This is a genomic window from Streptomyces sp. NPDC085460, assembly GCF_044541975.1.
GTDB lineage: Bacteria > Actinomycetota > Actinomycetes > Streptomycetales > Streptomycetaceae > Streptomyces.
This window is the reverse complement of the sequence record NZ_JBITTO010000007.1, coordinates 218,815-241,891: the sequence shown is the minus strand read 5'-3', so window position 1 is coordinate 241,891 and position 23,077 is coordinate 218,815. Positions and strand designations below refer to the sequence as shown.

Below are 23,077 nucleotides of genomic sequence, written 5' to 3'. Positions count from 1 at the left end.
GGAGCGGACGGTGTGCGGGGAACGGGCCGTCAGCGCAGCGCGGCGGGCAGCGGCCGTCGCGGCGGGGCCGGAGGGGGTCCCGCGGGGGCGCCCGCGGTCCGGCGGGCGTGCGCCCGCAGCAGGGCGAGCGGCCGGAAGGCGCCGGGCAGGCCCTCCTCCAGGAAGCCGGCGTCGAGGAGCCGTTCGAGGATCAGCTCGGCGGTGTCCGCGGGCACGTCGAGGGCGGCGGCGGCGCGTTCGGCGGTGAGCGGTTCGAACGGGCAGGCGGCGAGGCGCAGATGGGCCTCGGCGAGGGCGGGGGAGAGCCGGCCCAGGGCCTCGTCGAGGCGCTGCGGCACGGAGGTGCGGGGGTCGTCGGAGAGGCTGAGGCGGCCCGCCGGATCGTGGCCGAGCCAGTCGGCGTAGTCCGCGAGCCGGAGCCGGGGCCGGGTCAGCAGCCGGGCGGCGGCGATCCGCAGGGCGAGCGGGTGGTGGCCGCAGGTGTCGGCGAGGCGCCGTGCGGCGGCCGGTTCGGCGTCGATCCGCGCCTGGCCGAGCGCGGTGGTGAGCAGCGCGCGGGACTCCGCGGGGGCGAGCGGGCCGAGCCGGTGCACGGTGCCGCCGTGCGTGGCGACCAGGGCGGCGAGCCCGGTGCGGCTGGTGACGAGCGCGGCGGCGCCGGCGTGCGCGGTGAGCAGCGGGCGCACCTGGTCGGGGTGGACCACGTCGTCGAGGACGAGCAGGGCGGGCCCGGCGCCGGGTTCCTCGGGCAGGGCCGCGCGCAGCTCGGCGGCGGCCTCCTCGGCCGTGCGGGGGGTGCCGTCCGGGTGGGTGAGCTGGACCAGGGCGCTGCCGCCGGGGTGGAGGTCGGCCACGAGGTGGGCGACGTGGAGGGCGAGAGCGCTTTTTCCGATGCCGGGGGCGCCGGAGAGGACGGCGACGGGAGCGCGTCCGCCGTCGGCCTCGCCCCTGGTCAGCAGTCTGACCAGGGCGTCGACCTCGTCCTGGCGGCCGGTGAAGCCGGGCACGGTCGGCAGTGGCGCGGCGGCGATCGCCGAGGGGGCGGGGGAAGCGGCGGTGGGGCCGGTTCCGGCGGGCCGCCGCGCGCCGGGGGCCGCGGTCCGTTCCAGGACGGCTCCGGCCGTGCCCTCCACCGTGGTCCGGGCGGTGGGTCCGGACGGGGGGAGCGGTCTTCGTCCGCTGTCGGCGGGACCCAGGTCCTCGCCGCGCAGCATGGCCAGTTCGAGCCTCCGCAGCTCGGCGCGGGGGTCGACGCCGAGCCGGTCGCGGAGCTGTTCCTTGATGCGCCGGTACTCGGCGAGCGCTTCCGTCTGCCGTCCGAGCCGGTAGAGCGCGGTCATCAGCTGTTCGGCGAAGCGTTCGTGCGCCGGGTATACGCGCGTAACCTCCCACAGGTCGACGAGTGCTTCGCGACATCGGCCGTGCTCCAGCTCGATGTCGACGACCCGCTCCAGGACCCGCAGCCGCTCCTCCGCGAGGCGCGGCACCTCGTCGCGGTGGAGCAGTTCGGAGGGCACGTTGGCGAGCAGCGGCCCCTGCCAGAGGGCGAGGGCGGCGCGCAGCTCGTACAGCTCCGAGCCGGGGTCTCCGGTGGTGGCCCGCTCGACGATCCGGCGGAAGTGGAGCAGGTCGAGGGTTCCGGCGTCGGCGTCGATGCGGTAGCCGCCGGCCACCGCCACGACGGCCTGGTCCTCGATGCCGTACTTGGCGAAGAGCCGCCGCAGCCGCAGCACGCAGCTCTGCAGCGCGGCCTTGGCGGTGGTCGGCTGTTCCTCGCCCCAGACCGCCCCGCGCAGCCGGTCGGTGGAGACGATGGAGCCGGGGCGGACGAGCAGCGCGGCGAGCAGGGAGGTCGGCTTGGACGGCGGGAGCACGACGGTGTCCCGTCCGTCGGTGATGCTCAGGGGCCCCAGCAGTTGGAATCGCACGATGTCTCCGTCTTCCCCGAGTCCGAACCCGGCCGCGGGTCGTGGCGCGGGCCGGTGATGCCTGGTCGTACGGCGGACGGGTGGCGGGTGCGCAGGCCGTCCGTGTCTGGCGGGTCCGGCCCGGCGGCGGTCGTCCGGCCGGGCGGAAGGGTCACACGCCGGCGGAGCCGGGACGCCGGAGACGGGGGGTCGGGGGCCGAGCGGGCACAGCGGGGGCAGCGGGCATGCGGAACCACCGGGGGGAGGGGAGGGGCGGGCGATGCGCTGGGCGGTCGTGGCCGGGAATGGCCGGAAAGGTGGGGGTCGCGACCCCGGTCGGCGGCGGGGTCAGGACGGAAGGTACAGGGAGCGCGGGGGGCGGACCAGGGGGCGTGTGCTTCCGGTCAAGCTCCCCTGTGCGCTTGACGGTTCGGTGTCCGCTGTGCGTGATCGGGGAACCGGAAGCCGGACCGGCCGCGAACCCTCCAGGCCGCGCCCCTCGGCTGTCCACGATGCGGACGATCACCGACAGGGTGCCCCCTTGAGGGGCACGCCGCCGACGGACCCGTTCCGCGGGTGAACAATGGCCGCTTTTCGCTCAACCCCCGCTCGGGGGAGCCATGTCGAGGGCGATCCGGGCCAGGACCGGGAGGTGGTCGCTGCCCGTCGCGGGGAGGGGGCGGATCCGGGCCACGGTGCCGCCCCGGGCCAGGACCTGGTCGATCCGCGCGACCGTAAGCGCGGCGGGGTAGCTCAGGGCGAGGCCGCGCTCGGGGGCGTCGAGGCGCGAGGTCAGCGGGGCCAGGCCGCGGTCGTCGACCGTGCCGTTGAGGTCCCCGGCCAGGATCACCCGCGCGGAGCGCTCCGTCGCGAGGATCCGTCCCAGGAGGGCGGCGCTCTCGTCGCGCCGGGCCGACGCCAGGCCGGTGGCCCCGAGGCGTACGGACGGCAGGTGGACGACGTACGCCGCCACCTCCCCGTACGGCGTGCGCACCTCGGCCCGCAGCCCCCGCTGCCAGGGCTCGGCGATGTCCGGCGGCTTGATGTCGAGGGCCCGCGTCGGGCCCAGCGGGTGGCGGGACCAGAGGCCGACCGTGCCGTGCACGGAGTGGTACGGGTAGCGGGGCGCGAGTTCCCGGCGGTAGACCGCGAGTGCCGGATCGACGAGCTCCTGGAGGGCGATCAGGTCGGCGCCGGCGTCGGCCAGCGCGCGGGCCGTGCCGGCCGGATCGGCGTTGTCGTCGGCGACGTTGTGCTGGAGCACGGTGAGTTCGCGGGCGCCGGGCGGGTCGCCGGGCAGCAGCAGGGGGCCGAAGGAGGCGGTCCACGCCACGACGGGGACGAGCAGCGCGATCAGGGCGGTGCGGCTGCGGCGCGCCGCCGCGCAGAGCAGCAGGAGCACGGTGAACGGGCCGAGCCAGAAGAGGAACGTCTCCAGGAGGCTGCCCAGCCGCCCCGGCGTGTTCGGCACGAAGCGGTGCAGCGCGAGCACCCCGCCCGTCACGAGCCCGAGGCCGCCGAGCACCCACCCGCGCGAGCGCCTGGGCGGCGGCGCCGACTCGCTCTCCGGCGCCGGCTCGCTCTCCGGCGCCGGCCGGTCCGGGGTCGGCCCGCCGTCCGGCGTCGGCCCGCCGTCCGGGGCCGGCCCGCCGTCCGGCGTCGGCCGGTCCGGGGTCGGCCCGCCGTCCGGCGTCGGCTCGCTCTCCGGCGTCTGCTCGCCGTCCGGCGTCGGCCCGCTTTTCAGTGTCGGCCCGCCGTCCGGGGTGGGCCCGCCGTCCGGCGTCGGCTCGCTTTTCTGTGTCGGCCCGCCGTCCGGGGTGGGCCCGCCGTCCGGCTCGGGCCCGGCGTTCAGCGTCGGTTCGCCGTTCGACGGCGGCCCGCCTTTCGGCGTCGGCTCGCTCTCCGGGGTGGGCCCGCTGTCCGGCGTCGGCGTGCCGTCCGGGGTTGGCCCGCTCGCCGGGGTCGGCACGCCGTCCGGCGTCGGCACGCCGCCCGGGGGCGGCCCGCCCTCCGGTGTCGGCCCGCCGTCCGGCGTCCGCCGGAGCCGTCGCCGCCGCCACCGCGCGCCCGGTTCTCCTTCCCGCCCCGTCACGTGCACCCGTCCTTTCCTCGGTCGTCCCCCGCTCGTCCCCCGGCGTCCCTGATCAGGACGTTACCGGCCGGCCGGCGGTTGCCGGCCGTTTGGGGGCGACTTGGGGTGGGCATGTCAGGGCGCGGTCGTCCGTCCCGTCCGGACCACGGTACGACCCCCGTACCCTCACCCCCTCGACCCCCTCAGGGAGCCGGAGTTGAAGACCTCGCGCCGCGTCACGAAGGGTGCCGCCGTCCTCGGGAGCGCCCTCGCGCTGCTCCTCGCGTTCCCGGGCGCCGCCCTCGCCGCCCCGCCCCCCGCGCTCCCCGCGAACGCGGACGCCCTGGAGCGGACGTACCAGCCCGCGTACGACTACGACACCGACGGCTGCTACCCGACGGCGGCGATCGGCCCCGACGGCACCCTCAACCCGGGCCTCAACCCGTCCGGCACCGTCAGCGGGCAGTGCCGGGACGCGTCGGACCTCGCGAGCACCAACGGCTACGCCCGCTCGCTCTGCGACAACGGCTGGTGCGCGGTCCTCTACGGCCTCTACTTCGAGAAGGACCAGGCCGTCTGGGGCAGCGGGCTCGGCGGCCACCGCCACGACTGGGAGCACGTCGTGGTCTGGATCCAGAACGGCCAGGCCCAGTACGTCTCCACCTCGAACCACGGGTCCTTCACCGTCCACGCCCGGGACCGGATCCGCTGGGACGGCACCCACCCGAAGATCGTCTACCACAAGGACGGCATCGGCACCCACTGCTTCCGGGCCGCCAACGCCAACGACGAGCCGCCCGAGAACCATCGGGGCAGTTGGCAGTTCCCCGCGCTGGTCGGCTGGAACGGCTACCCGCCCGGCATCCGCGAGAAGCTGAGCCAGGCGAACTTCGGCAGCGCCCACTTCGGCCTGAAGGACGGCAGCTTCGCCGACCACCTCGCCAAGGCCAAGCCGGCCGGCATCCCCTTCGACCCGTACGCGTAGCCGGTGCCGGTGCCGGTGCCGGTGCCGGTGCCGCTGCCGCTGCCGGACCGGGCTCAGGTGGTGACCCGGTCCCGCAGCGCGGTCTGCCAGGCGGGCGCCGGAGCGCTCGGCGCCCGTTCCGGCCGGCGCCCGCCCTGGGCGAAGAAGTCCACCAGCGGCAGCAGCCCGGCCCCCACGGTCACCGCCTCCGGCCCGAGTGTGCCGAGCGCGATCTGCGTACGGCCGCCGGGGTGGCGGAGCGCGTAGGCGCGGGCGTACGCCGCCACGGAGCCGAGGAACCTGCTCCCGAGCTGGAGCCCCGCCCACCCGCCGACCAGGATCCGCTCCGGCTGGAAGAGGTTGATCAGATCGGCGAGCCCGGCCCCGAGGTACTCGGCGGTCTCGTCGAGGACCGCGATGGCCGCCCCGTCGGGCCCCGCCCCGTCGGGCTCCACCCCGTCGGGCTCCACCCCGTCAGGCCCCGCCCCGTCCGGCCCCGCCCCGCCAGGCCGCGCCCCGGCGCCCACCCGCTCCGCCCCCGTGGCCTCCGGCGGGTACGCCGCGTCCAGCATCGCCGTCAGGGCCGTCTCCTCGTCGGCGCCGGGCGGGGGCGCGCCGCCCGCCTCGCGCCAGCGGGCGAGGAGGGCCTCCGCGCCCGCGTACGCCTCCAGGCAGCCCTGGGCGCCGCAGCGGCACCGCCGCCCCCGGACCCGTACGGTCAGATGGCCCCACTCCAGGGCCCGTCCGGGGCCCAGCGGGTCCGTCACCACGCACGCGCCGACTCCGGAGCCGAAGAGGACCACCACGGCGCTGCGGGCGCCGCGCCCCGCGCCGAACCACATCTCGGCCTGGCCCAGGGTCTTGGCGCCGTTCTCGATCCGGTACGGGACCTCGGCCGGCAGCTCGACCGTCTCGCGCAGCAGCCGCTCCAGCGGCACCGCGTCCCAGCCGATCGTCTGCCCGTGCACCACCGCCCCGTCCTCCGGCGTCCGCTCGACGATGCCGGGGACGCCGATCCCGACGCCGAGCAGCCGCTCCGCCGGGACCCCGGCCGTGCGCAGCACCTCGGCGATGCCGTCCCGGAGGTGAGCGACCACGACCGCCACCTCGTACCGCGCGGTCCTTGGCCCCGACGGCGCCAGCGGGCGTTCGGCGCGGGCCAGTTCGGTGAGGGCGAGGTCGAACAGCTCGATCCGCACCCGGGTCTCGCCGATGTCGACGCCGATCATGCAGCCGCAGTCCGGCGCGATCCGCAGCAGGGTGCGCGGCCGGCCGCCGGCCGAGTCGATGCTGCCGGCCTCCTCGACGAGCCCTTCGGCGACCAGCTCCGCGACCACGTTGCTGATCGAACCCGAGGAGAGCCCGGTCGCGGGGCCGAGCGCGAGCCGGCTCGTCGGGCCGTCGAAATAGAGCCTGCGCAGCACGGCCGTCCGGTTCTCGCGCCGCAGGTCGCGCACCGTGCGGCCACTCTTCGCGTGCACTCTCGTCCCCGCCCCTCGTAGTCGTCCGCTGCAACATACCCGCACGACAAGCCTTGACGCGACCTTCTCATGGGGTTTAACTCACATCCTAAATTAAGCCGATGCGGTGGTGGGCGGTCCGGGCGCTCCCCCTGTCGGTCCTCCCGCCTTCCCTGAAAGGGGCCAGGAGCCATGCGCAGAATCAGAGCCGCCGTCACGGGTGCCGTCACCCTCTCCCTCGTTCTCACCGCGACCGCCTGCGGCGGCGGAGAGGACGGCGGCGGCCAGGCGACGAAGACCCTCACGTACTGGGCCACCAACCAGGGCTCCAGCCTGGAGGTCGACAAGAAGGTCCTCCAGCCCGAACTGGACGAGTTCGAGCGCCGTACCGGCGTCAAGGTCAAGCTGGAGGTGATCCCGTGGTCCGACCTGCTCAACCGGATCCTCACCGCCACCACCTCCGGCCAGGGCCCGGACGTCCTCAACATCGGCAACACCTGGAGCGCCTCCCTCCAGGCCACCGGCGCCCTGCTGCCCTGGGACGCGAAGAACTTCGAGGCCATCGGCGGCAAGGACCGCTTCGTCGACTCCGCCCTCGGCTCCACCGGCGCCCCCGGCCAGGACCCGGCCGCCGTCCCGCTGTACTCGATGGCCTACGCCCTCTACTACAACAAGCAGATGTTCAAGGACGCCGGCATAGCCAAGCCGCCGACGACCTGGGACGAGGTGGCCGCCGCCGGCAAGAAGCTCAGCAAGGACGGCAAGTGGGGCATCGGGGTCGAGGGCTCCAACCTCTCCAACAACATCCACCAGGTCTTCGTCCTCGGCAAGCAGCACGGCGCCGACTTCTTCACCGCCGACGGCAAGCCCGACTTCACCTCCGACGGTGCCGTCGCCGCCGTGAAGCAGTACGTCGACCTCATGGCCACCCACAAGATCGTCGCCCCGGGCAACGCCGAGTACGCCCAGAACCAGTCCCTGAGCGACTTCGCCAAGGACAAGACCGGCATGGTCCTCTGGCAGACCCCCTCCCAGACCTTCGCCTCCCAGGGCATGTCGGAGGCGGAGTGGGGCGTCGTCCCCGCCCCCGTCCCCTCGGGCAAGCCGGGCACCGGCACCGCCACCAACTCGATGGTCGCCGGCATCAACATCGCCGTCTTCAAGAACACCAAGAACCTCGACGGCGCCCTGAAGTTCGTGAAGTACATGACCAGCGACGAGGAGCAGATCGCCCTCAACAAGACGTACGGCTCGGTGCCGCCGGTCAAGACGGCCCAGAAGGACGCGGCCTTCTCCGGCCCGTCCCTCGCCGTCATCCGCGACACCCTCGCCTCCAGCGCCGCCGCCCTCCCGCAGGTTCCGGAGGAGTCGCAGTTCGAGACCGTCGTCGGCACCGCCGTCAAGGAACTCTTCGCCGACGCCGCCGCGGGCCGGCCCGTCACCACCGAGTCCGTCAAGGCCAAGCTCGACAAGGCCCAGCAGCAGATGCCCAAGAAGTAGGCACCGGCCCCATGACCCAGACCGCCGTCACCCCCGCGCGGGAGCCGGCGGTGCGCAAGGCCACACCCGGAGGGGCGCGCACCCCGCGCCGCTCCGGGCGTCGCCGCATCGCACTGCCCTACCTGCTGCTCCTGCCCGCCCTGCTCCTCGAACTCCTCGTCCACCTCGTCCCGATGCTCATGGGCATCGGCATGAGCTTCAAGGAGCTCACCCAGTTCTACATCCGCGACTGGTCGTCGGCCCCCTGGTCGGGACTGGACAACTTCTCGGTCTCGCTCGACTTCGACGCGGCCGTCGGGAAGTCGCTGCTGAAGTCCTTCCTGACCACCTGCCAGTTCACGGTGCTCTCCGTCGGCCTGTGCTGGCTCCTCGGCACGGCCGCCGCGGTCCTCCTCCAGGAGAACTTCCGGGGCCGGGGCTTCCTGCGCACCCTGTTCCTCGTCCCGTACGCGCTGCCCGTCTACGCCGCCGTCATCACCTGGGCGTTCATGCTCCAGCGGGACAACGGCGTCATCAACCACGTCCTGCACGACCAGCTCGGCATCGGCGACAGCCCCGCCTTCTGGCTCATCGGGGACAACAGCTTCTGGGCCCTGCTCGTCGTCTCCGTCTGGAAGGGCTGGCCCTTCGCCTTCCTGACCGTGATGGCCGGCCTGCAGAACATCCCCCGGGAGATGTACGAGGCCGCCGCCCTCGACGGGGCCGGCGTCTGGAAGCAGATCCGGCACATCACCCTGCCGTCCCTGCGCTCCGTCAACCAGGTCCTCGTCCTGGTCCTCTTCCTGTGGACCTTCAACGACTTCAACACGCCGTTCGTCCTCTTCGGCGAGGCGGCGCCGGAAGCCGCGGACCTCATCTCGCTCCACATCTACCAGTCGTCCTTCCAGACGTGGAACTTCGGCACCGGCTCGGCGATGTCCGTGCTCCTGCTGCTCTTCCTCCTCGTCGTCACGGGCGTCTACCTCCTGCTCACCACCCGCGGAAGGAAGACCTCCGATGTCTGACGCCGCCCACGCCCGCACGGCCCGTCCGCGCTCCCCGATGGCCCCGCCCCGGTCCTTCCTGTGGACCCGGCGGATCGTCCTCACCCTTCTCACCGTCTTCGTGCTGCTGCCGGTGTACGTGATGGTGTCCAGTTCGCTGAAGCCGCTGGAGGACGTGTCGGGCACGTTCGAGTGGATCCCGTCCGCGCTCACCGTGGCCCCCTACTTCGACATCTGGGAGACGGTCCCGCTCGCCGACTACTTCGTGAACTCGATCGTCGTCGCGGGCGGAGCCACGGTCCTGTCGGTGATCGTCGCGATCTTCGCCGCGTACGCCGTCAGCCGCTACACCTTCCGCGGCAAGCGGGTCTTCACGGTGACCGTCCTGTCGACGCAGATGTTCCCCGGCATCCTCTTCCTGCTGCCGCTCTTCCTCATCTACGTCAACCTCGGCAACGCCACCGGCATCGCCCTGTTCGGCTCCCGCGAGGGCCTGATCCTCACCTATCTGACCTTCTCGCTGCCGTTCTCGATCTGGATGCTGACCGGCTACTTCGACTCGATCCCGCGCGAGCTGGACGAGGCGGCCAAGGTCGACGGCTGCGGCCCGATCAAGGCGCTCTTCCGGGTGATCGTGCCCGCCGCCCGGCCCGGCATCGTCGCCGTCGCGATCTACGCCTTCATGACGGCCTGGGGCGAGGTCCTCTTCGCCTCCGTCATGACCAACGACACGACCCGCACGCTCGCCGTCGGCCTCCAGGGCTACGCCACCCTCAACGACGTCTACTGGAACCAGGTGATGGCCGCCTCCCTCGTGGTGAGCGTCCCCGTCGTCGTCGGGTTCCTGCTCCTCCAGCGCTACCTCGTCGCCGGCCTCACCGCGGGTGCGGTCAAGTGACGTCCTCCCAGCCCCGTACCGCAGAAAGGGACCCCGTGTCCGACCACACCGCCCCGCAGCCCGACCTGGCGGCCTTCCCGTCCTCCTTCGCCTGGGGCACGGCGACCTCCGCCTACCAGATCGAGGGCGCCGTCGCCGAGGACGGCCGCGCGCCGTCGATCTGGGACACGTTCTCCCGCGTCCCCGGCGCGATCGACAACGGCGACACCGGCGACACGGCCTGCGACCACTACCACCGCTGGCCCGAGGACATCGCCCTGATGAAGGAGCTCGGCGTCGACACCTACCGGATGTCGATCGCCTGGCCGCGGATCCTCCCCGGCGGCGACGGGCCCGTCAACGCCGCCGGACTCGACTTCTACGACCGGCTGATCGACGGACTCCTCGACGCCGGGATCACGCCCTCCGTCACCCTGTACCACTGGGACCTGCCGCAGGCCCTTCAGGACCGGGGCGGCTGGACCTCCCGCGAGACCGCCGAACACCTCGCCGCGTACGCCTCCGTCGTCGCCGGCCGCCTCGGCGACCGCGTCACCCACTGGGCCACCCTCAACGAACCGCTCTGCTCCGCCTGGATCGGCCACCTGGAGGGCCGGATGGCCCCGGGCCTCACCGACCTCACGGCCGCCGTCCGCGCCTCGTACCACCTGCTCCTCGGCCACGGCCTCGCCACCGCCGCGGTCCGCGCCGCCGTCCCCAGTGCCCGGATCGGGCTCGTGACGAACCACTCCACCGTCGAGCCCGCCTCCAGCAGCCCCGAGGACCTCGCCGCCGCCCGCCGCATGGACGGCCACAGCAACCGATGGTGGCTCGACCCGGTGTACGGCCGCGGCTTCCCCGCCGACATGCGCGAGCTGTACGGGGTCGACCTCCCCGAGAAGCCGGGCGACCTGGAGACCATCGCCGCCCCGCTCGACTGGCACGGCCTCAACTACTACTTCCCGGTCACCGTCGCCGACGACCCCGAGGGCCCCGTCCCGTACGCCCGCGAGGTCCGCCTCCCCGACGTGCCCCGCACCGGCATGGACTGGCAGATCGAGGCGGCCGGCCTGGAGAGCCTGCTGCTGCGGCTCACCGAGGAGTACGGCGTCCGCGAGCTGTACGTCACGGAGAACGGCTCCGCCTTCCCCGACACCGTGGCCCCCGACGGCGCCGTCCACGACCCCGACCGCACCCGCTACCTGGAGCAGCACCTCGCCGCCTGCGCGAGCGCCGTCCGCAAGGGCGCCCCGCTCGCCGGCTACTACGCCTGGTCGCTCCTGGACAACTTCGAGTGGGCCTACGGCTACGACAAGCGCTTCGGCCTCGTCCACGTCGACTACGCCACCCAGCGGCGCACCATGAAGACCAGCGGCCGCCGCTACGCCGACCTCATCCGCGCCCACCGGGAACTGCGCGGCTGACCGTCACCCCGGCCACCGGGCACGGCGCGGCTGACCGTCACCCCGGCCACAGAGCACGGCGCGGCTGACCTTCCCGCCCACCGAGAGCTGCGCGCCTGACCGTCACCCCGCCCGCCGAGACCTGCGCGGCTGACCTTTCCGCCCGTCAGGCCGACTCCCGTACGACCAGGACCGGTTCGAAGACCTTCGAACCGGTCCCCGGCGTGCCCGCGTCGAGCTGGGCGAGCAGCAGCCCCGCCAGCGCGGCGGCCATCTCCTCCACCGGCTGCCGCACGGTGGTGAGCGGGGGAGCGGCGTCGCGGGCCGCCACCGAGTCGTCGAAGCCGACCACGGCGACGCTCCCGGGCACGGCGATGCCGCGTTCCGCGAGGAGGCGGCAGGCGCCGCGGGCCATCAGGTCGTTGGCGGCGAACACCGCGTCGACGTTCGGGTGCCGGTCGAGCAGCCGGGCCATCGCGTCCCGGCCGCTCTCCTCGGTGAACCGGCCCCGCTCGACCGGGACCCGGTCCACCCCGCGCGCGGCGAGCGCCGCCGTGAAGCCGTTCAGCCGCTCGCCGGCGGCCGGGGCCGACTCCGGCGCCGCGACGACCGCGGGCCGCCGCCGTCCGGCCGCCCACAGGTGCTCGGCGGCCAGCCGGGCACCCGCGTCGTTGTCCAGGTCCACCCAGCCGCAGTCGACCCCGGCGGGCGGGCGCCCGAAGAGCACCACGGGGAGCCCGGCCGCCTCCAGCATCCCGGGCAGCGGGTCCTCCTCGTCGAGCGGCACCACGACGGCCCCGTCGGCGCCGCCCCGCCGCAGGTACTCGACGAGCTGGAGGCGGGCCGGCTCGGACTCGGCGACGAGCAGCACCGGCTGTACCGCGCGCTCGCGGAGCACCGGGAGCACGCCGTCGACCACGCGCCCGAAGAAGGGGTCGGAGAAGAGCCGGGCGGTGAAGGAGCCGCCGGTCGCCGACAGGACCAGGGCGACCGCGCCGGTGCGCCGGGTGACCAGGGAGCGGGCGGCCTGGTTGGGCGCGTAGCCGGTCCTGGCGACGGCGGCGCGGACGGCTTCCTGGATGTCCGGAGCCACGTTCCGCACGCCGTTGACCACGCGGGACACCGTCGCGCGTGACACGCCCGCCTCGCGCGCGACGTCCTCCAGGGTCGGACCTCGATTCCCCATCCACGCACTTTATCGGTGCGGCGTGTCCGGTGGGTGGGGCGTCCGCGACGGACCCGCCCCCGATCCGGTCGATCCTTAATGCAAGCCAAAAGAAAAGTCGTGTCACATGGCTTGACCGTCGACTCCGGTCGCATGCAAGGTTTCGGAGAGCGCTCTCCCATGTGTCCGTCACGCATCACCGAGGAGATCCATGTCCTCCAACGGGTCCCCGCCGGCACGCCGGCGCCCCGCATCCCCCCTCCGCCGCTCCATGGTCGGCGCCCTCGTCGCCTCCCTGGCCGGCACCCTGCTCGCGGTGGTCCCCACCACCTCGGCCCAGGCCGCCGAGACCCTGCTCTCGCAGGGGAAGACGGCCACCGCCTCCTCCCTCGAAGGCGGGGTCTACCCGGCCTCGGCCGCCGTCGACGGCGACCTCGGCACCCGCTGGTCCAGCCAGTGGCAGGACCCCCAGTGGCTCCAGGTCGACCTCGGGGCGAGCAAGCGGCTCAGCCGCGCCGTCCTCACCTGGGAAGGCGCCTACGGCAAGAGCTACCAGATCCAGGCGTCCGACAACGGCACCGACTGGCGCACCGTCACCGCCGTCTCGGCCGGCGACGGCGGCACCGACGAGGTCACCCTCTCGGGCTCCGGACGCTACGTCCGCATGAACGGCCTCACCCGGGGCACCGGATACGGCTACTCCCTCTGGGAGTTCCAGGTGTACGGGGACAACGACGGCACCGGCCCGACGCTGCCCGGCGGCGGCGACCTCGGCCCCAACGTGCACGTCTTCGACCCGGCCACGCCCGGCATCCAGGCCAAGCTGGACCAGGTGTTCCAGGAGCAGGAGTCGGCGCAGTTCGGCAACGGCCGGCACGCCTTCCTCTTCAAGCCCGGCACGTACAACGGCCTCAACGCCCAGATCGGCTTCTACACCCAGATAGCCGGCCTCGGACTGCGCCCCGGCGACACCACCATCAACGGTGACGTGACCGTCGACGCCGGCTGGTTCAACGGCAACGCCACCCAGAACTTCTGGCGCGGCGCCGAGGGCCTGACCCTCAACCCGGTCAACGGCACCAACCGCTGGGCCGTCTCGCAGGCGTCCTCCTTCCGCCGCATGCACGTCAAGGGCGGCCTCAACCTCGCCCCGAACGGCTACGGCTGGGCCTCCGGCGGCTACATCGCCGACTCGAAGATCGACGGCCCGGTCGGGAACTACTCCCAGCAGCAGTGGTACACCCGGGAGAGCTCCATCGGCGGCTGGTCCAACAGCGTCTGGAACCAGACCTTCTCGGGCGTCGAGGGCGCTCCGGCGACCTCCTTCCCGGAGCCCCGCTACACCACGCTCGACACCACCCCGATCTCCCGCGAGAAGCCGTACCTCTACCTCGACGGCAACGAGTACAAGGTCTTCGCGCCGTCCAAGCGCGTCAACGCCCGCGGCACCAGCTGGGCCAACGGCACGCCGCAGGGCGAGTCGATCCCGCTGAGCCAGTTCTACGTGGTGAAGCCGGGCGCGACCGCCGCCACGATCAACCAGGCGCTGGCCCAGGGCCTTCACCTGCTGTTCACGCCCGGCGTCTACCACGTCGACCAGACCATCAACGTGAACCGCGCCAACACCATCGTGCTCGGCCTCGGCCTCGCCACGATCATCCCGGACAACGGCGTCACCGCGATGAAGGTCGCCGACGTCGACGGCGTCCGCCTCGCCGGCTTCCTCATCGACGCCGGCCCGGTCAACTCCCCGACCCTGCTGGAGCTCGGCCCGCAGAACTCCTCCGCGGACCACGCCGCCAACCCCACCACCGTGCAGGACGTCTACATCCGCATCGGCGGCGCCCACGTGGGCAAGGCCACCACCAGCATGGTGGTGAACAGCGACGACACGATCATCGACCACACCTGGGTCTGGCGCGCCGACCACGGCGAGGGCTGGGGCTGGGAGACCAACCGGGCCGACTACGGCGTCCGCGTCAACGGCGACGACGTGCTCGCCACGGGTCTGTTCGTCGAGCACTTCAACAAGTACGACGTCGAGTGGTACGGCGAGCGGGGCCGCACGATCTTCTACCAGAACGAGAAGGCGTACGACGCCCCCAACCAGGCCGCCATCCAGAACGGCGCCACCAAGGGCTACGCCGCCTACCGGGTCGACGACTCCGTGAACACCCACGAGGCGTGGGGCCTGGGCAGCTACTGCAACTACAACGTGGACCCGACCATCGTCCAGGACCACGGCTTCAAGGCACCCGTCAAGCCGGGGGTGAAGTTCCACAGCCTCCTGGTGGTCTCCCTCGGCGGAATGGGCCACTACAACCACGTCATCAACGACACCGGGGCGTCCACCATCCCCGCCGGCACCTCCACCGTCCCGTCCACCGTCGCCAACTTCCCGTGACGAGCCGTCTCCTCGCCACCGGTAGCCGGTAACGCGACGGAGCCGACCGCAACTCCCCGGGCCGGGTGAACAGTCCCCGCGCCCCGGCCCGGGGGCACTTCCCGCACCACGCGACCGGCCAGGACGCCTCCACCCCCGCGCGTCACGCGAAGTGACAGGAGCATGCCAGCTTTCCGTTCGGGTCCGGAGGGCGTCGCGCCGGCGGGCGAGCCCCCGCCGGCCACCGGTCGCACGTCACCGCCACAGACATCAGGAGCCGCAATGTCCCATCCCCCCTCCATGGCCGCGCCGGCCCGCCGCACACGCGGCGCGGCGGCAGCCCTGACCCTCGGAGCGCTCCTCGCCTCCTCCCTCACCACCCTCGCCACCGCCCCGGCCGCGAGCGCCGCGGAGACCCTGCTGTCGCAGGGCAGGACGGCCACCGCCTCCTCCATCGAGGGCGAGGCATTCCCCGCGTCCGCCGCGGTCGACGGCAACCTCACCGGAACCCGGTGGGCGAGCCAGTGGAGCGACGCCCAGTGGATCCAGGTCGACCTCGGCGCCACCAGGAACCTGAGCCGTGTCGTCCTCACCTGGGAGGGCGCGTACGGCAGGAACTACGACATCCAGGTCTCGGACAACGGCACCGACTGGCGCACGGCGAAGACCGTCACCGGCAGTGACGGCGGCACCGACGACCTCGCGATCTCCGGTACGGGCCGGTACGTGCGCATGAACGGCCTCGTCCGCTCCAGCGGCTACGGCTACTCGCTCTGGGAGTTCCAGGTGTACGGCGAGAGCGGCGGCACCAACCCGCCGCAGGGCGCCGTACGCGTGACGGGCTCCCAGGGCAACTGGCAGCTGACCGTCGGCGGCCAGCCGTACACGGTGAAGGGCCTCACCTGGGGTCCGGCGATGGCCGACGCCCCCCGCTACATGCCGGATCTGAAGTCCATGGGCGTCAACACGGTCAGGACCTGGGGGACCGACGCCTCCAGCAAGCCGCTGCTCGACGCGGCGGCCGCCCACGGCCTCAAGGTGATGAACGGCTTCTGGCTCCAGCCCGGAGGCGGCCCCGGCTCCGGCGGCTGCGTCAACTACGTCACCGACACCACATACAAGAACAACATGCTCACCGAGTTCGCCAAGTGGGTCGAGACCTACAAGTCCCACCCGGCGACGCTCATGTGGAACGTCGGCAACGAGTCCGTCCTCGGCCTGCAGAACTGCTACAGCGGCACCGAGCTGGAGAACCAGCGCAACGCCTACACCTCCTTCGTCAACGACGTCGCCAAGAAGATCCACTCCATCGACCCCGACCACCCCGTGACCTCCACGGACGCGTGGACCGGCGCCTGGCCCTACTACAAGCGCAACGCCCCGGACCTCGACCTGTACTCCATGAACGCCTACGGCGACCTCTGCGGTGTGCGCCAGGACTGGATCAACGGCGGGTACGACAAGCCGTACATCATCACCGAGACGGGCAACGCCGGCGAATGGGAGGTGCCCGACGACGTCAACGGCATCCCCGACGAGCCGACCGACGTCCAGAAGGCCGAGGCGTACACCAAGGCGTGGGGGTGCATCACCGGGCACCAGGGCGTGGCCCTGGGCGCGACGATGTTCCACTACGGACTCGAACACGACTTCGGCGGCGTCTGGTTCAACCTCCTGCCCGACGGGCTGAAGCGCCTGTCGTACTACGCCGTGAAGAAGGCGTACGCGGGGTCGACGGCGGGTGACAACACCCCGCCCGTCATCACGAACATGTCCGTCAGCACGCCCACGTCGGCCCCGGCCGGCCGCGAGTTCACCGTCCGCGCCGACATCCGCGACCCCGACGGCGACCCGATCACCCCCAAGATCTACCTCAGCGGGAACTACGCCAACGGCGACAAGCGCCTGATCGACGCCCAGTACCGCTCCCTGGGCAACAACACCTTCGCCGTCACCGCGCCCGAGAAGCTCGGCGTGTGGAAGGTCTACATCCAGGCCGAGGACGGCCGCGGCAACGCCGGCATCGAGACCAAGTCCGTGAAGGTCGTCGCCCCGCCCGTCACCGGCACGAACATCGCCCAGGGCCGGCCCACCACGGCCTCCTCCGCCCAGGCGTCCTACGGCGACTGCCCCTGCCCCGCCTCCCACGCCACCGACGGCAACCCGAACACCCGCTGGGCCAGTGACTGGGCCGACCCCCAGTGGATCCAGGTCGACCTCGGCTCGGTCCGCTCCTTCTCCCGCCTCCAGCTCGTCTGGGACCCGGCCTTCGCCCGCGCCTACGAGGTCCAGGTCTCGGACGACGGCCAGAACTGGCGCACCATCCACACCCAGACCGCCGGCAACGGTGACATCGACACCATCGAGTCCGGGGCCACCGCCCGGCACGTGCGGCTGCACATGACCGCGCGCGGCACCGGATGGGGCTACTCGCTCCACGAGTTCGGCGTCTACAGCTGACCGGCACGCACCACCCCCTCCCCCTCACTGAGGAGATCCCCATGAGATCGAGTCCGAAGCGGCTCTCGGTACTTCTCGTCAGTACGGCCCTCATCGCCGGCGCCCTCGGCATCGGCACGATGGCCCAGGCCACCGACCCGGAGCAGGGCGTCCCGCCCGCCGTCGCCGCGGCCGCCCACCACGAAGGCCACCGGATGGCCGCCTCCACCCAGGCGTCGGGCGACGACGCCGACGGAGACGGCTACATCCCCGCGAACCCGCCGGTCACCGGCGTCACCCCGTCCACGGACACCCCGCCCCCGGCCTACCACCACGAGTTCCAGGCCGGCTGCGCCGTCACCCACACCGCCCCGGACGACCCGATCGTCTACCCGGGCCAGTTCGGCAAGTCCCACGACCACACGTTCATGGGCAACACCTCCACCGACGCCGCCAGCACCACCGGCTCCCTCTACGGCGGCACCACCACCTGCAAGGCACCCGCGGACGCCTCCGCCTACTGGATGCCCACGCTCTTCAAGGGCGACCAGAAGATCCTGCCGGTGGGCCCGCAGGTCATCTACTACAAGGCGGGCGTCACCGACTACCGCAGCGTGCGTCCCTTCCCCAAGGGACTGCGGTACGTCGTCGGCAACCCGAACCAGACCGAGCAGGAGTTCCGCGGCCACAAGGGCTTCGTCGAGGGCTGGGAGTGCGGTGACAGCTTCTTCAACACCGACATCCCCGCGCACTGTCCGGAGCGGCCCGACGTCCAGCTCAACCTGCGCATGCAGGCGCCCAGCTGCTGGAACGGCCTGCACCTCGACACCCCCGACCACAAGAGCCACATGGCCTACCCGGTCGTGAAGCCCGGCACCAACGACAACATGTGCCCGGCCTCCCACCCGGTCGCCCTGCCGATGATCGAGTTCAAGATGGCGTGGCCGGTCAACGGCGACATGAGCCAGGTCCGCCTGGCCAGCGGCCGCGGCTACTCCTTCCACTACGACTTCTTCAACGCGTGGGAGGAGCGCACCCTCAAGGCCCTGGTCGACCAGTGCATCAACGGCGGTCTCCAGTGCGACACCCGGGGCTTCGACCTGTACCGCCCCGAGCGCGGCACGGTGCTGAACGCCGACCACCGCCTGCCCTGACCCGTCCCTTCGTACGGGGGCGGGCCGGACGCCCGTCACGGCCGTCCGGCCCGCCCCCGTACCGCTTCCACCGGAGAGCACCCACCCATGACCGCCGACGCCCGCTTCCCCGCCGACGACGCCCTGATCGCGCGGCTCCCGCCCGGCTTCCGCATCGGCGCCGCCACCTCCGCCTACCAGATCGAGGGGGCCGCCGCCGAGGACGGCCGCACCGCCTCCATCTGGGACACCTTCTGCCGCGTGCCCGGAGCCGTCGACAACGGCGACACCGGTGACACCGCCTGCGACCACTACCACCGCATGCCCGAGGACGTCGCGCTCATGGCGGAGCTCGGCCTCGACACGTACCGCTTCTCCGTCTCCTGGCCACGCGTCCAGCCCGGCGGACGCGGCCCCGCCAACCCGAAGGGCCTCGCCTTCTACGACCGGCTGGTCGACGAGCTCCTCGGCCGGGACATCACCCCCTGGCTCACCCTCTACCACTGGGACCTGCCGCAGGAGCTCCAGGACGCCGGCGGCTGGCCCGCCCGGGACACCGCCCACCGGTTCGCCGACTACGCGGCGCTCGTCCACGACCGGCTCGGCGACCGCGTCACCCACTGGACCACCCTCAACGAGCCGTTCTGCTCGGCGGTCCTCGGCCACGTCGAGGGCATCCACGCGCCCGGCGGACGGTCCCTCGCCGACGGCGTCGCCGCCGTCCACCACCTCCACCTCGCCCACGGACTCGCCGCCCGCGCCCTGCGCGACGGCGCCCGGCGTCCGCTCGACCTCGCCGTCACCCACCTCCTGGGCACCAGCGCCCCCGCCACCGACAGCCCCGCCGACCGCGAGGCCGCCCGCCGCGCCGACGCCTTCGGCTTCCGCTTCTACCTCGACCCGATCCTGCGCGGCGCCTACCCGGAGGACCTGATCCGCGACCTCGCCGCCCAGGGGACCGAGATCCCGGTCCGCGACGGCGACCTGGACACCATCGCCACCCCCATCGACACCCTCGGCGTCAACTACTACCGCTCGATGCGCAGTTCGGGCACGGACGAGAACGGCGCCGCCACCGACCCCCTCGGCCGGCCCGTCACCCGCGGCCTCCCGCACGGCGGCCTCCCGGTCACCGGCCTCGGCTGGGAGGTCATGCCCCACGACCTCACCGCCCTGCTGCTGCGCATCGCCCGCGACTACCCCGGCACCCCCATGGTGATCACCGAGAACGGCGCCGCGTACGACGACGAGCCGGACGCCGCAGGACACGTCGACGACCGGGACCGCACCGCCTATCTCTCCGCCCACCTCGCGGCCGTCGCCCGCGCCCGCGAGGCCGGCGCCGACGTCCGCGGCTACCTCGCCTGGTCGCTCCTCGACAACTTCGAGTGGGCCTGCGGCTACGCCGCCCGCTTCGGCCTCGTCCACGTCGACTACGGCACGCAGGCGCGCACCCCCAAGCGCAGCGCCCGCTGGCTCCGCGACACGGCCCGCCGGGTGCGCGGACGCGAGCCGCACCCGGCGATTGCGGGCGGCCCCGGCGCGGCGGACGATGGTGAGGGAGGGCGCGCCGCACCGTGAAGGACCGAAGGAGACGCCATGGCCGCCGAAGAGCAGACCGACCCGCTGGCCGGCTGGACCGCACGCCTGCTCCGCCTCGGTCCCGGGATCTCCCAGGACGACGCCAGGGCGTTCGTCCACGACCTCTACGCCCACGCGCAGTCCACCCTCGACGAGGAACGCGCCGAGGCCGACTTCGCCCGCGAGGAGTAGCCGCCCGGCGTCGCGTCAGTCGCGGAGCGCCCTGAGGAGGACCAGGACGCCCGAGGCCGGCACGCCGACGCCGAGGACGCCGATCAGCAGCACCTCCACCGGGCCGAGCCGGCCGCCGGCGAGGAGCAGACCGCCGAGGAGCAGCAGCGCCGGCACGGCCACGGCCGTCGCCGTGCCGATGCGCTTGTGCCGGGCGTCCCACAGCGGGGTCCTCCACAGCAGCGCGACACCGATCGCCAGGACCAGCGTGCCCGCGAACGGGGAGGCCAGGGCCAGCAGGCCGCCGAGCGCGGGCAGCACCGCGACGAGCCGGGCGGCCTGGCGGCCGGAGAGCGGTCCCGTCGGCGCGGGGGAGGCGGTGGCGCGCGGCTCCTCCTCCGCGAGGGCGGAGGCGGCCACGGTGCGGGGGTCGCCCAGTTCGGCGAGGACCGCGCGGATCCCGGCGTCGTCCCGGGCGTCGCTCACCTCGATGTGTTCGCGCAGGTCCGCGAGGAGTTCGGCCCGGCGGTCGGCCGGGAGCGCGGCGGTCTCGCGGGCCACGGAGTCGAGGTAGGCCGCGACGAGCGGGTGGTCGATGGCGTTCATGCGGGGTCCCCCTGCGGGTCGTTGAGGAAGTGGTCGACGGCGTTCCGGAAGTCCGGCCAGGCCCCCGCGAACTCGGCGAGCGCGGCCCGGCCGAGAGGCGTGAGCGCGTAGTAGCGGCGCGGCGGCCCGCTCGGGGACTCGCGCAGCTCCGTGTCGACGAGCCCCTCCCGCCGCAGCCGCGAAAGGAGGGGATAGATGGTGCCCTGGCTCGTGGTCATCACGCTGACCGCGGCGAGCTCGGCGAGGAGTTCGACGCCGTACTTCGGCTCCTCCCTGAGCAGCGCGAGGACGCAGTACTCCAGCACTCCCTTGCGGAGCTGGCTGGGGACCCTGCCCCCCGCCTCGTTCTTTGCGTTACCAGGAACCATGCAATGCAAGATAGTGCGGACGGGTGTCCGCGACAAGTCGCGCCCCGCCGGCGGCGCGCACGGGGCGGGTCGGGAACCGGCCGCCGTGGCCGAACGTGTAACGGGGGACGGAGACGACGGGACGAGGGGAGACGCGGTGGTCGCCAACGAGGCGAGGATCGACGGAGACAGTCTGGTGCTGGGGGACGGGGCACGAGTGCGGTTCGTCCGGACGCTCCGGCTGCCCGAGACGGGTACGCACCGGCTGCCGCCGGGACTCGGGACGTTCCCGCTGCGCCGGGTCGAGGACTACCCCGACACCGTGCCCGAGCAGTGGCGCGCCAAGGGTGGGGTGATGCTCCCGGTCTACCTGCGCGAGGCGATGTGGCTCAGCTTCGCCGGCAGCCCGGAGCCCACCGCGCTCCAGGTCGGCGTCGGCAAGGTCTGCGCGATCTCCGGCGAGAAGTGGACCGGGCGGCTCTCCCGGCGCCCGCAGAACTACGTCGTGCTGCCCCGCCAGCCGTGGCTCGACGGCATCAACTCGGGCCACGGCACGGTGCGCCAGTTCGTCGCCGTCCCGCTCGGCATGGGCGCCACCGTCGAGGGCCAGGTCACCGGCGAGGAGACCGTCGGCGGCCTCCAGCTGCAGGCGTTCCCGCTCGCCCCGAAGCCCCGCGCCGCCTGGCGCGAGGAGCAGCGGCGCCAGGCGGAGGAGCGGGCCAGGCGCCTGGCCGCGGGCCCGCCGCCCGCGCCGTCGTTCGGCTACGGCGGCGCGCCGCCGATGCCCATGGCCGCGCCGGCGGGCGCGCCGCCGGCGGGGGCCGCGATGGGCATCGGCGCGGGCGGCTCCATGCGGCAGGAGGTGTACCAGGACGACCGGCCGGCCCGCGACTGGTCCGACACCGCCGAGGCCCGCGTCTTCGTCCACCTGGTGACCCCGCCCGAGTGGCGCCGCATCACCGGCGAGGAGCCCCCGCCGTCGCCCGCCGACCGTGCCGCCTACACGCGCGCGGGCCTGCCCTGGTACGACTACTTCGACACCGACGGCACCGACCTCGCACCCTCCGGCACCCTCGCCGACGTGAAGCCCGTCGGCGAGTGGCTGGGCGACGACCTCGACCCGTGGACGCCGCCCTCCCCGTCCCAGATCAAGCCGCTCGGCCCGCCGCCGCCCCCGCCCGGCACGCCGATCGCGGACGGCGACTGGTGAACCGCAGGGGCTGACTGCCGGTACGGGGGGGCGGGGCGGGGGCGGTACGAGGCTGGTACGGGGACGGTACGGGGTCGGGTGCCGGCTCCGTACCGCCCCGGACCCGGGGGTCGCCCCGTCCCCGGCTCCGTACCGTCCCGGCGCAGGCTCCGCACCAGCCCGTACGCCGACCGGCACCATCCCGCGTACCCGTACCGGCCCGTACCGGCCCCGCACCAGCCCCGTACTCACCGCCTACCGGGACCCGCCCGCACGGCTCCGGGGGCGGCACGGTACGAATCGACGTGTGAACGACTCGATCCAGCCCGCCACCATCCGCGTCTTCATCGCCCTGGCGCCGCCCGACGACGCCAAGGACGAACTCGCGCGCGCCCTGGCACCCGCCTACGCGGCCCACCCCGGCATGCGCTGGAACCGCATCGAGGACTGGCACATCACGCTCGCCTTCCTCGGCGAGCTGCCCACGGCCACCGTGCCCCTGCTGCGCGACCCCCTCGCGGAGCTCGCCGCCGCGCGCCGCCCCCTCGACCTGTCCCTCGAAGGCGGCGGGCACTTCGACTCCCGGGTGCTGTGGAGCGGCATCGCCGGCGACGTCCCCGGTCTCCACCGGCTCGCCGACGACGTCCGCACCCTGGTGAAGGAGACCGGCATCCCCTACGAGGGGCGCCCGCTGCGCCCGCACCTGACCCTGGCCCGGGCCCGGCGCGGGGACCTCACCAGCGTTCCGGACGCGGCCGGCGTGCTCGACGGCTTCGCCGGGCGTGCCTGGCCGACCGCCCGGCTGCACCTCGTCGGCAGCGACTACGCCCGGGGTCCGGCCCCGGCCCGCTACCGGGACATGGAATCGTGGCGGTTCGCGGGCGGGGCCTGAGCGGGT

The 23,077-nt window shown here is 73.4% G+C and carries 18 protein-coding genes; 12 read left to right on the top strand and 6 right to left on the bottom strand.

Going from position 1 to position 23,077, the window contains the following annotated elements; genetic code table 11:
• Positions 1-29: 29 nt before the first annotated feature.
• Together ACIGHB_RS19965 and ACIGHB_RS19960 are read right to left on the bottom strand one after the other, a co-directional pair.
• On the bottom strand, positions 30-1,928 hold the full coding sequence (locus ACIGHB_RS19965; RefSeq protein ID WP_360320249.1) for a BTAD domain-containing putative transcriptional regulator: 1,899 nt from the start codon (positions 1,926-1,928) through the stop codon (positions 30-32).
• Between the two features lie 577 nt (positions 1,929-2,505).
• A complete protein-coding gene (locus ACIGHB_RS19960) occupies positions 2,506-3,432 on the bottom strand; it encodes an endonuclease/exonuclease/phosphatase family protein (protein WP_399915030.1) in 927 nt (308 codons plus the stop codon).
• A 763-nt stretch (positions 3,433-4,195) separates the two neighbouring features.
• On the opposite strand from ACIGHB_RS19960, the gene ACIGHB_RS19955 reads away from it, so the two are divergent.
• Positions 4,196-4,963, top strand: coding sequence for an NPP1 family protein (locus tag ACIGHB_RS19955; protein ID WP_399914701.1), 768 nt, complete (start codon positions 4,196-4,198; stop codon positions 4,961-4,963).
• A gap of 53 nt (positions 4,964-5,016) precedes the next feature.
• Here ACIGHB_RS19955 and ACIGHB_RS19950 read toward each other — a convergent pair whose 3' ends face one another.
• On the bottom strand, positions 5,017-6,423 hold the full coding sequence (locus tag ACIGHB_RS19950; protein WP_399914698.1) for an ROK family protein: 1,407 nt from the start codon (positions 6,421-6,423) through the stop codon (positions 5,017-5,019).
• A 171-nt stretch (positions 6,424-6,594) separates the two neighbouring features.
• On the opposite strand from ACIGHB_RS19950, the gene ACIGHB_RS19945 reads away from it, so the two are divergent.
• From ACIGHB_RS19945 to ACIGHB_RS19930, 4 genes are read left to right on the top strand one after another with little or no spacing between them, the layout of a single operon-like run.
• Positions 6,595-7,902 (top strand): ABC transporter substrate-binding protein, encoded by a 1,308-nt coding sequence (locus tag ACIGHB_RS19945; RefSeq protein ID WP_399914697.1) that lies wholly within the window; start codon positions 6,595-6,597, stop codon positions 7,900-7,902.
• A gap of 11 nt (positions 7,903-7,913) precedes the next feature.
• The gene (locus ACIGHB_RS19940; protein WP_360320264.1) at positions 7,914-8,906 is read left to right on the top strand and encodes a sugar ABC transporter permease; all 993 of its coding nucleotides are present in this window, start codon (positions 7,914-7,916) and stop codon (positions 8,904-8,906) included.
• Positions 8,899-9,783 (top strand): carbohydrate ABC transporter permease, encoded by an 885-nt coding sequence (locus tag ACIGHB_RS19935; protein WP_399914695.1) that lies wholly within the window; start codon positions 8,899-8,901, stop codon positions 9,781-9,783. The genes ACIGHB_RS19940 and ACIGHB_RS19935 overlap by 8 nt, the downstream gene beginning before the upstream one ends.
• 35 nt (positions 9,784-9,818) lie before the next feature.
• A complete protein-coding gene (locus ACIGHB_RS19930) occupies positions 9,819-11,186 on the top strand; it encodes a GH1 family beta-glucosidase (protein ID WP_399914693.1) in 1,368 nt (455 codons plus the stop codon).
• Positions 11,187-11,331: 145 nt separating this feature from the next.
• On the opposite strand, the gene ACIGHB_RS19925 is transcribed toward ACIGHB_RS19930, so the two are convergent.
• Positions 11,332-12,351 carry a LacI family DNA-binding transcriptional regulator gene (locus ACIGHB_RS19925; RefSeq protein ID WP_399914691.1) on the bottom strand — a complete coding sequence of 340 codons (1,020 nt, stop codon included), beginning with the start codon at positions 12,349-12,351 and terminating at the stop codon, positions 11,332-11,334.
• Between the two features lie 190 nt (positions 12,352-12,541).
• On the opposite strand from ACIGHB_RS19925, the gene ACIGHB_RS19920 reads away from it, so the two are divergent.
• The 5 genes from ACIGHB_RS19920 to ACIGHB_RS19900 all read left to right on the top strand — a co-directional run bounded on the left by ACIGHB_RS19920 (position 12,542) and on the right by ACIGHB_RS19900 (position 20,058).
• Positions 12,542-14,734: a discoidin domain-containing protein gene (locus ACIGHB_RS19920; protein ID WP_399914689.1), complete on the top strand. Its 2,193-nt coding sequence runs from the start codon at positions 12,542-12,544 to the stop codon at positions 14,732-14,734.
• A gap of 279 nt (positions 14,735-15,013) precedes the next feature.
• A complete protein-coding gene (locus ACIGHB_RS19915; protein WP_399915028.1) occupies positions 15,014-17,173 on the top strand; it encodes a discoidin domain-containing protein in 2,160 nt (719 codons plus the stop codon).
• 41 nt (positions 17,174-17,214) lie between these two features.
• Positions 17,215-18,306, top strand: coding sequence for a DUF1996 domain-containing protein (locus ACIGHB_RS19910; protein ID WP_399914687.1), 1,092 nt, complete (start codon positions 17,215-17,217; stop codon positions 18,304-18,306).
• 87 nt (positions 18,307-18,393) lie between these two features.
• The gene (locus tag ACIGHB_RS19905) at positions 18,394-19,866 is read left to right on the top strand and encodes a GH1 family beta-glucosidase (RefSeq protein ID WP_399914685.1); all 1,473 of its coding nucleotides are present in this window, start codon (positions 18,394-18,396) and stop codon (positions 19,864-19,866) included.
• 18 nt (positions 19,867-19,884) lie between these two features.
• Positions 19,885-20,058 (top strand): hypothetical protein, encoded by a 174-nt coding sequence (locus tag ACIGHB_RS19900; RefSeq protein ID WP_360320288.1) that lies wholly within the window; start codon positions 19,885-19,887, stop codon positions 20,056-20,058.
• A gap of 15 nt (positions 20,059-20,073) precedes the next feature.
• Here the strand turns inward: ACIGHB_RS19900 and ACIGHB_RS19895 are convergent, their stop codons facing one another.
• Together ACIGHB_RS19895 and ACIGHB_RS19890 are read right to left on the bottom strand one after the other, a co-directional pair.
• Positions 20,074-20,643 carry an HAAS signaling domain-containing protein gene (locus ACIGHB_RS19895; protein WP_399914683.1) on the bottom strand — a complete coding sequence of 190 codons (570 nt, stop codon included), beginning with the start codon at positions 20,641-20,643 and terminating at the stop codon, positions 20,074-20,076.
• The gene (locus ACIGHB_RS19890; protein ID WP_399914681.1) at positions 20,640-21,011 is read right to left on the bottom strand and encodes a PadR family transcriptional regulator; all 372 of its coding nucleotides are present in this window, start codon (positions 21,009-21,011) and stop codon (positions 20,640-20,642) included. The genes ACIGHB_RS19895 and ACIGHB_RS19890 overlap by 4 nt, the downstream gene beginning before the upstream one ends.
• Before the next feature lie 136 nt (positions 21,012-21,147).
• On the opposite strand from ACIGHB_RS19890, the gene ACIGHB_RS19885 reads away from it, so the two are divergent.
• Positions 21,148-22,200, top strand: coding sequence for a hypothetical protein (locus ACIGHB_RS19885; protein WP_399914679.1), 1,053 nt, complete (start codon positions 21,148-21,150; stop codon positions 22,198-22,200).
• 286 nt (positions 22,201-22,486) lie between these two features.
• Positions 22,487-23,071 (top strand): RNA 2',3'-cyclic phosphodiesterase, encoded by a 585-nt coding sequence (thpR, locus tag ACIGHB_RS19880; protein WP_399914677.1) that lies wholly within the window; start codon positions 22,487-22,489, stop codon positions 23,069-23,071.
• Positions 23,072-23,077: the final 6 nt, after the last annotated feature.

Coding starts and splice junctions, on each gene's coding strand:
- ACIGHB_RS19925 (WP_399914691.1), bottom strand. CDS start 12,351: ATGGGGAATCGAGGTCCGACCCTGGAGGACGTCGCGCGCGAGGCGGGC.
- ACIGHB_RS19895 (WP_399914683.1), bottom strand. CDS start 20,643: ATGAACGCCATCGACCACCCGCTCGTCGCGGCCTACCTCGACTCCGTG.
- ACIGHB_RS19890 (WP_399914681.1), bottom strand. CDS start 21,011: ATGGTTCCTGGTAACGCAAAGAACGAGGCGGGGGGCAGGGTCCCCAGC.
- ACIGHB_RS19905 (WP_399914685.1), top strand. CDS start 18,394: ATGACCGCCGACGCCCGCTTCCCCGCCGACGACGCCCTGATCGCGCGG.
- ACIGHB_RS19935 (WP_399914695.1), top strand. CDS start 8,899: ATGTCTGACGCCGCCCACGCCCGCACGGCCCGTCCGCGCTCCCCGATG.
- ACIGHB_RS19920 (WP_399914689.1), top strand. CDS start 12,542: ATGTCCTCCAACGGGTCCCCGCCGGCACGCCGGCGCCCCGCATCCCCC.
- ACIGHB_RS19900 (WP_360320288.1), top strand. CDS start 19,885: ATGGCCGCCGAAGAGCAGACCGACCCGCTGGCCGGCTGGACCGCACGC.
- ACIGHB_RS19915 (WP_399915028.1), top strand. CDS start 15,014: ATGGCCGCGCCGGCCCGCCGCACACGCGGCGCGGCGGCAGCCCTGACC.
- ACIGHB_RS19940 (WP_360320264.1), top strand. CDS start 7,914: ATGACCCAGACCGCCGTCACCCCCGCGCGGGAGCCGGCGGTGCGCAAG.
- ACIGHB_RS19910 (WP_399914687.1), top strand. CDS start 17,215: ATGAGATCGAGTCCGAAGCGGCTCTCGGTACTTCTCGTCAGTACGGCC.
- ACIGHB_RS19945 (WP_399914697.1), top strand. CDS start 6,595: ATGCGCAGAATCAGAGCCGCCGTCACGGGTGCCGTCACCCTCTCCCTC.